This is a genomic window from Acidocella sp. C78 (genome assembly GCF_907164655.1).
Genome location: NZ_CAJQZK010000052.1, coordinates 1 through 6,333 on the forward strand (window position 1 = coordinate 1; position 6,333 = coordinate 6,333).

Sequence of the window (6,333 nt, forward strand, 5' to 3'; positions counted from 1 at the left end):
GGTATCCAGCCCCTCGTCCATCTGCATGATGGTGACGCCGGTCTGTGCGTCACCCGCCAGCACTGCGGCATGGATCGGTGCAGCGCCACGCCAGCGCGGCAACAGGCTGGCGTGGATATTGATACAGCCGCGCCGGGGTGTCGCCAGCATGTCCGGGGGCAGCATCTGCCCATACGCGGCAACAACGGCAACATCGAGATCAAGGCTGCGGAAATAGGCTCTTTCGGCATCGTCGCGACGCAGACGTTCCGGCGTCCGAACCGACAGACCGAGCCCGTCGGCCGCCTCGTGAACGGGGCATTTGTGAATTCGATGCCCTCGCCCAACCGGGCGCGGCGGCTGGCAATAGACCGCAACCACGTCATGGCCTGCGCCATGCAGCGCCTTCAGCGCCGGAACCGCAAATCCCGGCGAGCCCATGAAGACCAGACGCATCAGCGCGCCGGCTTTCGGGCCGCCTTTTCGCGCAGATCCTTCGCCAGCTTGCGCAGGATCATGTTCCGCTTGAGCGCCGAGAGATGGTCCACGAACAGGACACCATCCAGATGATCGATCTCATGCTGGATACAGGCGGCCAGAAGTCCATCAGCCTCCATAATCCGCTTCCTGCCGCCCTCGTCCTCGAACGACACGCTGATCTGCCCCGGCCGGATCACCTCGGCGTATTGTCCCGGCAATGACAGGCAGCCTTCCTCGCGCGACACCAGCTCCTCGCTGCGCGCAGTGATTTCCGGGTTGATCATGACGATGGGCTGTCTCTGGTCATCCGGCGCCAGATCCATGACCACCAGGCGCAGCGACACACCGATTTGCGGAGCCGCAAGACCGATGCCCGGCGCGCGATACATGGCCGCGAACATCCGCGGAACCAACTCGGCGACCTCGTCGCGGTCGGCGCCGACAATCCGGCGCGCCTTCATGCGCAGCCGCTTGTCGGGCACGATCAGGATCTCGGGGATACCGGCATCGGCAATATCGGTCGTCACGCTCATCCGCGCCATGTAGCCCTGCCGCTCCGCCCGATCAATCGGTACTTGCATAGGCCGCGATTTATGCCCATTTCGGGTGTGCGAAACGCCGTTCGGGTTTCGCTTGTCTCGCTCGAAAGGAGGAGGCTTTGACCACTCGCGTTTTTACTTCGCCCCTGTTTCTGGGCTTCGATCATCTTGAGCAGGTGATTGAACGTGCCGCAAAGGCTTCGTCGGAGGGATATCCGCCCTACAACATCGAACAACTGAGTTCGACGAGCCTGCGCATCACGATCGCTGTCGCCGGATTCACGATGGATGATCTCCAGATTACACAGGAAGACAATCAACTGGTGATCCGCGGCCGGCAGAATGACGACATGCAGGGACGGATCTTCCTGCATCGCGGGATCGCCGCACGGCAGTTCCAGCGGGCTTTCGTTCTCGCCGAAGGCATCGAGGTCAAGGGAGCATGGCTGGATAATGGGCTCCTGCATATCGACCTCGCACGGCCGTTGCCGGAAGCGAAAATCCGGACGATCGCCATCAAGAAAGGTGCTGGCGGCCAGAATGGCGCCAGCACGGCACGCACGCTCGATAGCGACGCGATTGCATCGCGTGTGGTCGGCCGTGAACTCCAGGAGGGTTCCTGACATGAACATCAAGGCCCACGACGGCATCGCCGATGATGCGCCGTTCCAGGCGTTTCTTGACCCGCATCATATTACCGAGTCGCAACTCGCCGATCTCGGGCTCCAGGAAATCGCGTATGTCCGCCCAATCATGACGCCGTCCGGCCCGGCATTTGGCGTATTCGCCGCCAACGGCGTGCCGATGGCCGTCGCGGCCGACAACAACGTCGCCCGAGCAGCGATCGTCCAGCACGAACTTGCTCCGGTCTCGGTCCACTGAGGCTTGAGAGTCAACGCAAGTCGAATGCGGATATATCCTCAACCCTTGGAAAGCCGCTCCGGTCGGGTGGAAGCACCTGACCGGGTGATGCTCTAATTATCAATATCATAGAGCGCGACATCCGATCTGGATGGATCGGAAAGTGCTCTAGGCGGCGAACATTACGCCGACGGGGCAACCCACGCCCGTCCCGCCGAGCCCGCAATAGCCGTTCGGGTTCTTGGCCAGATATTGCTGGTGATACGCCTCCGCGAAAAAGAAGGTGGGCGCGGGAGCAATTTCCGTGGTGATCGAGCCGAAGCCAGCCGCGGAGAGCGCTGATTGGTACGAATCGCGGGATGCTTCGGCAACGCTCAACTGCGTATCCGACATTGCACAGATGATCGAACGATATTGCGTGCCGATATCACCGCCCTGGCGCATACCCTGCGTCGGGTCGTGGCTTTCCCAGAACACCCGCAACAGCGCCTGGAACGACGTCACTTTCGGGTCGAAGACAACCAGAACAACCTCGGCATGACCCGTGCGGCCGGAACACACCTCTTCATATGTCGGGTTCGGCGTGAACCCGCCCGCATACCCAACCGCCGTCACCACAACACCCGGGATCTGCCAGAATTTACGCTCGGCGCCCCAAAAACAGCCAAGGCCGAACAGCGCGACCTCCGTTCCCGGCGGATAAGGTGCAGCAAGCCGGGCACCGCTGACATGGTGAAATTCGGGAACCGGCATTGGCGTCGCGCGACCAGGCAGCGCCTCGCCCGGCGTCGGCATCCGTGTTTTCATCGACATCGTCATGGCCATGATCCTCTCCAGCATTTTCATGTCCGGAAACCCAAGCCCGACAACAATCAGGCTAGCTCCGCCAATAGCGAGAATTGAGGGTCTCGCGGCTCGGCGTGGTCTGTCAACGGGATCGGATAATCGCCGCTGAAGCAGGCATCGCAATAGGCTGGCGCCTCCGCGTCGCGCCCGCTATGGCCCAAGGCGCGATAAAGCCCGTCGATCGAGATGAAGGCGAGGCTGTCGACTCCGATCAGCGCGGCCATTTCCGCCTCGCTGTTGCGAGCGGCCAGCAGCTTGGCCCGCTCCGGCGTGTCGATTCCATAGAAGCAGGAATGCGTGGTCGGTGGCGAGGATATCCGCATGTGAACCTCGCGTGCGCCGGCCGCGCGCACCATCTCCACAATCTTCTTCGAGGTGGTACCCACGCACGATCGAATCATCGAGCCGTACGCATCGTTTCGCCATTTAGGCGGCGGGAAGCCATTGGCCAATTCGGCCGCCGCCTAAGGCGCAAACGGTCCGTTCTGGTCGATGATTCGATCGTGCGTGGTACCACCTCGAAGAAGATTGTGGAGATGGTGCGCGCGGCCGGCGCACGCGAGGTTCACATGCGGATATCCTCGCCACCGACCACGCATTCCTGCTTCTATGGAATCGACACGCCGGAGCGGGCCAAGCTGCTGGCCGCTCGCAACAGCGAGGCGGAAATGGCCGCGCTGATCGGAGTCGACAGCCTCGCCTTCATCTCGATCGACGGGCTTTATCGCGCCTTGGGCCATAGCGGGCGCGACGCGGAGGCGCCAGCCTATTGCGATGCCTGCTTCAGCGGCGATTATCCGATCCCGTTGACAGACCACGCCGAGCCGCGAGACCCTCAATTCTCGCTATTGGCGGAGCTAGCCTGATTGTTGTCGGGCTTGGGTTTCCGGACATGAAAATGCTGGAGAGGATCATGGCCATGACCGATGTCGATGAAAACACGGATGCCGACGCCGGCGAGGCGCTGCCTGGTCGCGCGACGCCAATGCCGGTTCCCGAATTTCACCATGTCAGCGGTGCCCGGCTTGCTGCACCTTATCCGCCGGGAACGGAGGTCGCGCTGTTCGGCTTGGCTGTTTTTGGGGCGCCGAGCGTAAATTCTGGCAGATCCCGGGTGTTGTGGTGACGGCGGTTGGGTATGCGGGCGGGTTCACGCCGAACCCGACATATGAAGAGGTGTGTTCCGGCCGCACGGGTCATGCCGAGGTTGTTCTGGTTGTCTTCGACCCGAAAGTGACGTCGTTCCAGGCGCTGTTGCGGGTGTTCTGGGAAAGCCACGACCCGACGCAGGGTATGCGCCAGGGCGGTGATATCGGCACGCAATATCGTTCGATCATCTGTGCAATGTCGGATACGCAGTTGAGCGTTGCCGAAGCATCCCGCGATTCGTACCAATCAGCGCTCTCCGCGGCTGGCTTCGGCTCGATCACCACGGAAATTGCTCCCGCGCCCACCTTCTTTTTCGCGGAGGCGTATCACCAGCAATATCTGGCCAAGAACCCGAACGGCTATTGCGGGCTCGGCGGGACGGGCGTGGGTTGCCCCGTCGGCGTAATGTTCGCCGCCTAGAGCACTTTCCGATCCATCCAGATCGGATGTCGCGCTCTATGATATTGATAATTAGAGCATCACCCGGTCAGGTGCTTCCACCCGACCGGAGCGGCTTTCCAAGGGTTGAGGATATATCCGCATTCGACTTGCGTTGACTCTCAAGCCTCAGTGGACGAGACCGGAGCAAGTTCGTGCTGGACGATCGCTGCTCGGGCGACGTTGTTGTCGGCCGCGACGGCCATCGGCACGCCCGTTGGCGGCGAATACGCCAAATGCCGGGCCGGACGGCGTCATGATTGGGCGGACATACGCGATTTCCTGGAGCCCGAGATCGGCGAGTTGCGACTCGGTAATATGATGCGGGTCAAGAAACGCCTGGAACGGCGCATCATCGGCGATGCCGTCGTGGGCCTTGATGTTCATGTCAGGAACCCTCCTGGAGTTCACGGCGACCACACGCGATGCAATCGCGTCGCTATCGAGCGTGCGTGCCGTGCTGGCGCCATTCTGGCCGCCAGCACCTTTCTTGATGGCGATCGTCCGGATTTTCGCTTCCGGCAACGGCCGTGCGAGGTCGATATGCAGGAGCCCATTATCCAGCCATGCTCCCTTGACCTCGATGCCTTCGGCGAGAACGAAAGCCCGCTGGAACTGCCGTGCGGCGATCCCGCGATGCAGGAAGATCCGTCCCTGCATGTCGTCATTCTGCCGGCCGCGGATCACCAGTTGATTGTCTTCCTGTGTAATCTGGAGATCATCCATCGTGAATCCGGCGACAGCGATCGTGATGCGCAGGCTCGTCGAACTCAGTTGTTCGATGTTGTAGGGCGGATATCCCTCCGACGAAGCCTTTGCGGCACGTTCAATCACCTGCTCAGATGATCGAAGCCCAGAAACAGGGGCGAAGTAAAAACGCGAGTGGTCAAAGCCTCCTCCTTTCGAGCGAGACAAGCGAAACCCGAACGGCGTTTCGCACACCGAAATGGGCATAAATCGCGGCCTATGCAAGTACCGATTGATCGGGCGGAGCGGCAGGGCTACATGGCGCGGATGAGCGTGACGACCGATATTGCCGATGCCGGTATCCCCGAGATCCTGATCGTGCCCGACAAGCGGCTGCGCATGAAGGCGCGCCGGATTGTCGGCGCCGACCGCGACGAGGTCGCCGAGTTGGTTCCGCGGATGTTCGCGGCCATGTATCGCGCGCCGGGCATCGGTCTTGCGGCTCCGCAAATCGGTGTGTCGCTGCGCCTGGTGGTCATGGATCTGGCGCCGGATGACCAGAGACAGCCCATCGTCATGATCAACCCGGAAATCACTGCGCCGCAGCGAGGAGCTGGTGTCGCGCGAGGAAGGCTGCCTGTCATTGCCGGGACAATACGCCGAGGTGATCCGGCCGGGGCAGATCAGCGTGTCGTTCGAGGACGAGGGCGGCAGGAAGCGGATTATGGAGGCTGATGGACTTCTGGCCGCCTGTATCCAGCATGAGATCGATCATCTGGATGGTGTCCTGTTCGTGGACCATCTCTCGGCGCTCAAGCGGAACATGATCCTGCGCAAGCTGGCGAAGGATCTGCGCGAAAAGGCGGCCCGAAAGCCGGCGCGCTGATGCGTCTGGTCTTCATGGGCTCGCCGGGATTTGCGGTTCCGGCGCTGAAGGCGCTGCATGGCGCAGGCCATGACGTGGTTTGCGGTCTATTGCCAGCCGCCGCGCCCGGTTGGGCGAGGGCATCGGAATTCACAAATGCCCCGTTCACGAGGCGGCCGACGGGCTCGGTCTGTCGGTTCGGACGCCGGAACGTCTGCGTCGCGACGATGCCGAAAGAGCCTATTTCCGCAGCCTTGATCTCGATGTTGCCGTTGTTGCCGCGTATGGGCAGATGCTGCCCCCGGACATGCTGGCGACACCCCGGCGCGGCTGTATCAATATCCACGCCAGCCTGTTGCCGCGCTGGCGTGGCGCTGCACCGATCCATGCCGCAGTGCTGGCGGGTGACGCACAGACCGGCGTCACCATCATGCAGATGGACGAGGGGCTGGATACCGGTGCGATGCTTCTGGCCGAGTCGCTGCCGAT

The 6,333-nt window shown here is 61.9% G+C and carries 7 protein-coding genes and 5 pseudogenes; 6 read left to right on the forward strand and 6 right to left on the reverse strand.

Annotated features, from left to right (window positions below):
- Both ACIDOCELLA78_RS000000112835 and def (ACIDOCELLA78_RS000000112840) read right to left on the reverse strand, forming a co-directional pair.
- Positions 1 to 435: methionyl-tRNA formyltransferase (locus tag ACIDOCELLA78_RS000000112835; protein ID WP_283770878.1), on the reverse strand; the 435-nt coding region annotated here is incomplete at its 3' end.
- Positions 435 to 1,001 carry a peptide deformylase gene (gene def, locus ACIDOCELLA78_RS000000112840; RefSeq protein WP_201729630.1) on the reverse strand — a complete coding sequence of 189 codons (567 nt, stop codon included), beginning with the start codon at positions 999 to 1,001 and terminating at the stop codon, positions 435 to 437. The genes ACIDOCELLA78_RS000000112835 and def (ACIDOCELLA78_RS000000112840), both read right to left, overlap by 1 nt.
- Before the next feature lie 116 nt (positions 1,002 to 1,117).
- Between def (ACIDOCELLA78_RS000000112840) and ACIDOCELLA78_RS000000112845 the strand changes: the two genes are divergently transcribed.
- Positions 1,118 to 1,621, forward strand: a complete 504-nt coding sequence (locus ACIDOCELLA78_RS000000112845) for an Hsp20 family protein (protein ID WP_174502704.1) — start codon at positions 1,118 to 1,120, stop codon at positions 1,619 to 1,621.
- 1 nt (position 1,622) lies between these two features.
- On the forward strand, positions 1,623 to 1,880 hold the full coding sequence (locus ACIDOCELLA78_RS000000112850; protein WP_201729602.1) for a DUF1150 family protein: 258 nt from the start codon (positions 1,623 to 1,625) through the stop codon (positions 1,878 to 1,880).
- A 147-nt stretch (positions 1,881 to 2,027) separates the two neighbouring features.
- On the opposite strand, the gene msrA (ACIDOCELLA78_RS000000112855) is transcribed toward ACIDOCELLA78_RS000000112850, so the two are convergent.
- Together msrA (ACIDOCELLA78_RS000000112855) and ACIDOCELLA78_RS000000112860 are read right to left on the reverse strand one after the other, a co-directional pair.
- Positions 2,028 to 2,705, reverse strand: coding sequence for a peptide-methionine (S)-S-oxide reductase MsrA (msrA, locus tag ACIDOCELLA78_RS000000112855; RefSeq protein ID WP_201729603.1), 678 nt, complete (start codon positions 2,703 to 2,705; stop codon positions 2,028 to 2,030).
- Between the two features lie 26 nt (positions 2,706 to 2,731).
- Entirely contained in the window at positions 2,732 to 3,157 is a 426-nt protein-coding gene (locus tag ACIDOCELLA78_RS000000112860; protein ID WP_374223273.1) for a hypothetical protein, read from the reverse strand.
- Between ACIDOCELLA78_RS000000112860 and ACIDOCELLA78_RS000000112865 the strand changes: the two are divergent.
- Positions 3,105 to 3,571: pseudogene (locus ACIDOCELLA78_RS000000112865) on the forward strand (amidophosphoribosyltransferase); the annotation flags it as partial. The gene ACIDOCELLA78_RS000000112860 and the pseudogene ACIDOCELLA78_RS000000112865 overlap by 53 nt on opposite strands.
- 47 nt (positions 3,572 to 3,618) lie before the next feature.
- A pseudogene (msrA, locus tag ACIDOCELLA78_RS000000112870) lies at positions 3,619 to 4,274 on the forward strand (peptide-methionine (S)-S-oxide reductase MsrA).
- A gap of 147 nt (positions 4,275 to 4,421) precedes the next feature.
- Here msrA (ACIDOCELLA78_RS000000112870) and ACIDOCELLA78_RS000000112875 read toward each other — a convergent pair.
- Together ACIDOCELLA78_RS000000112875 and ACIDOCELLA78_RS000000112880 are read right to left on the reverse strand one after the other, a co-directional pair.
- Entirely contained in the window at positions 4,422 to 4,679 is a 258-nt protein-coding gene (locus ACIDOCELLA78_RS000000112875; protein WP_374223272.1) for a hypothetical protein, read from the reverse strand.
- 1 nt (position 4,680) lies between these two features.
- Positions 4,681 to 5,182: pseudogene (locus tag ACIDOCELLA78_RS000000112880) on the reverse strand (Hsp20 family protein).
- A gap of 115 nt (positions 5,183 to 5,297) precedes the next feature.
- Between ACIDOCELLA78_RS000000112880 and def (ACIDOCELLA78_RS000000112885) the strand changes: the two are divergent.
- Both def (ACIDOCELLA78_RS000000112885) and ACIDOCELLA78_RS000000112890 read left to right on the forward strand, forming a co-directional pair.
- Positions 5,298 to 5,865 (forward strand): annotated as a pseudogene (def, locus tag ACIDOCELLA78_RS000000112885) (peptide deformylase).
- Positions 5,865 to 6,333 (forward strand): annotated as a pseudogene (locus tag ACIDOCELLA78_RS000000112890) (methionyl-tRNA formyltransferase); the annotation flags it as partial. The pseudogenes def (ACIDOCELLA78_RS000000112885) and ACIDOCELLA78_RS000000112890, both read left to right, overlap by 1 nt.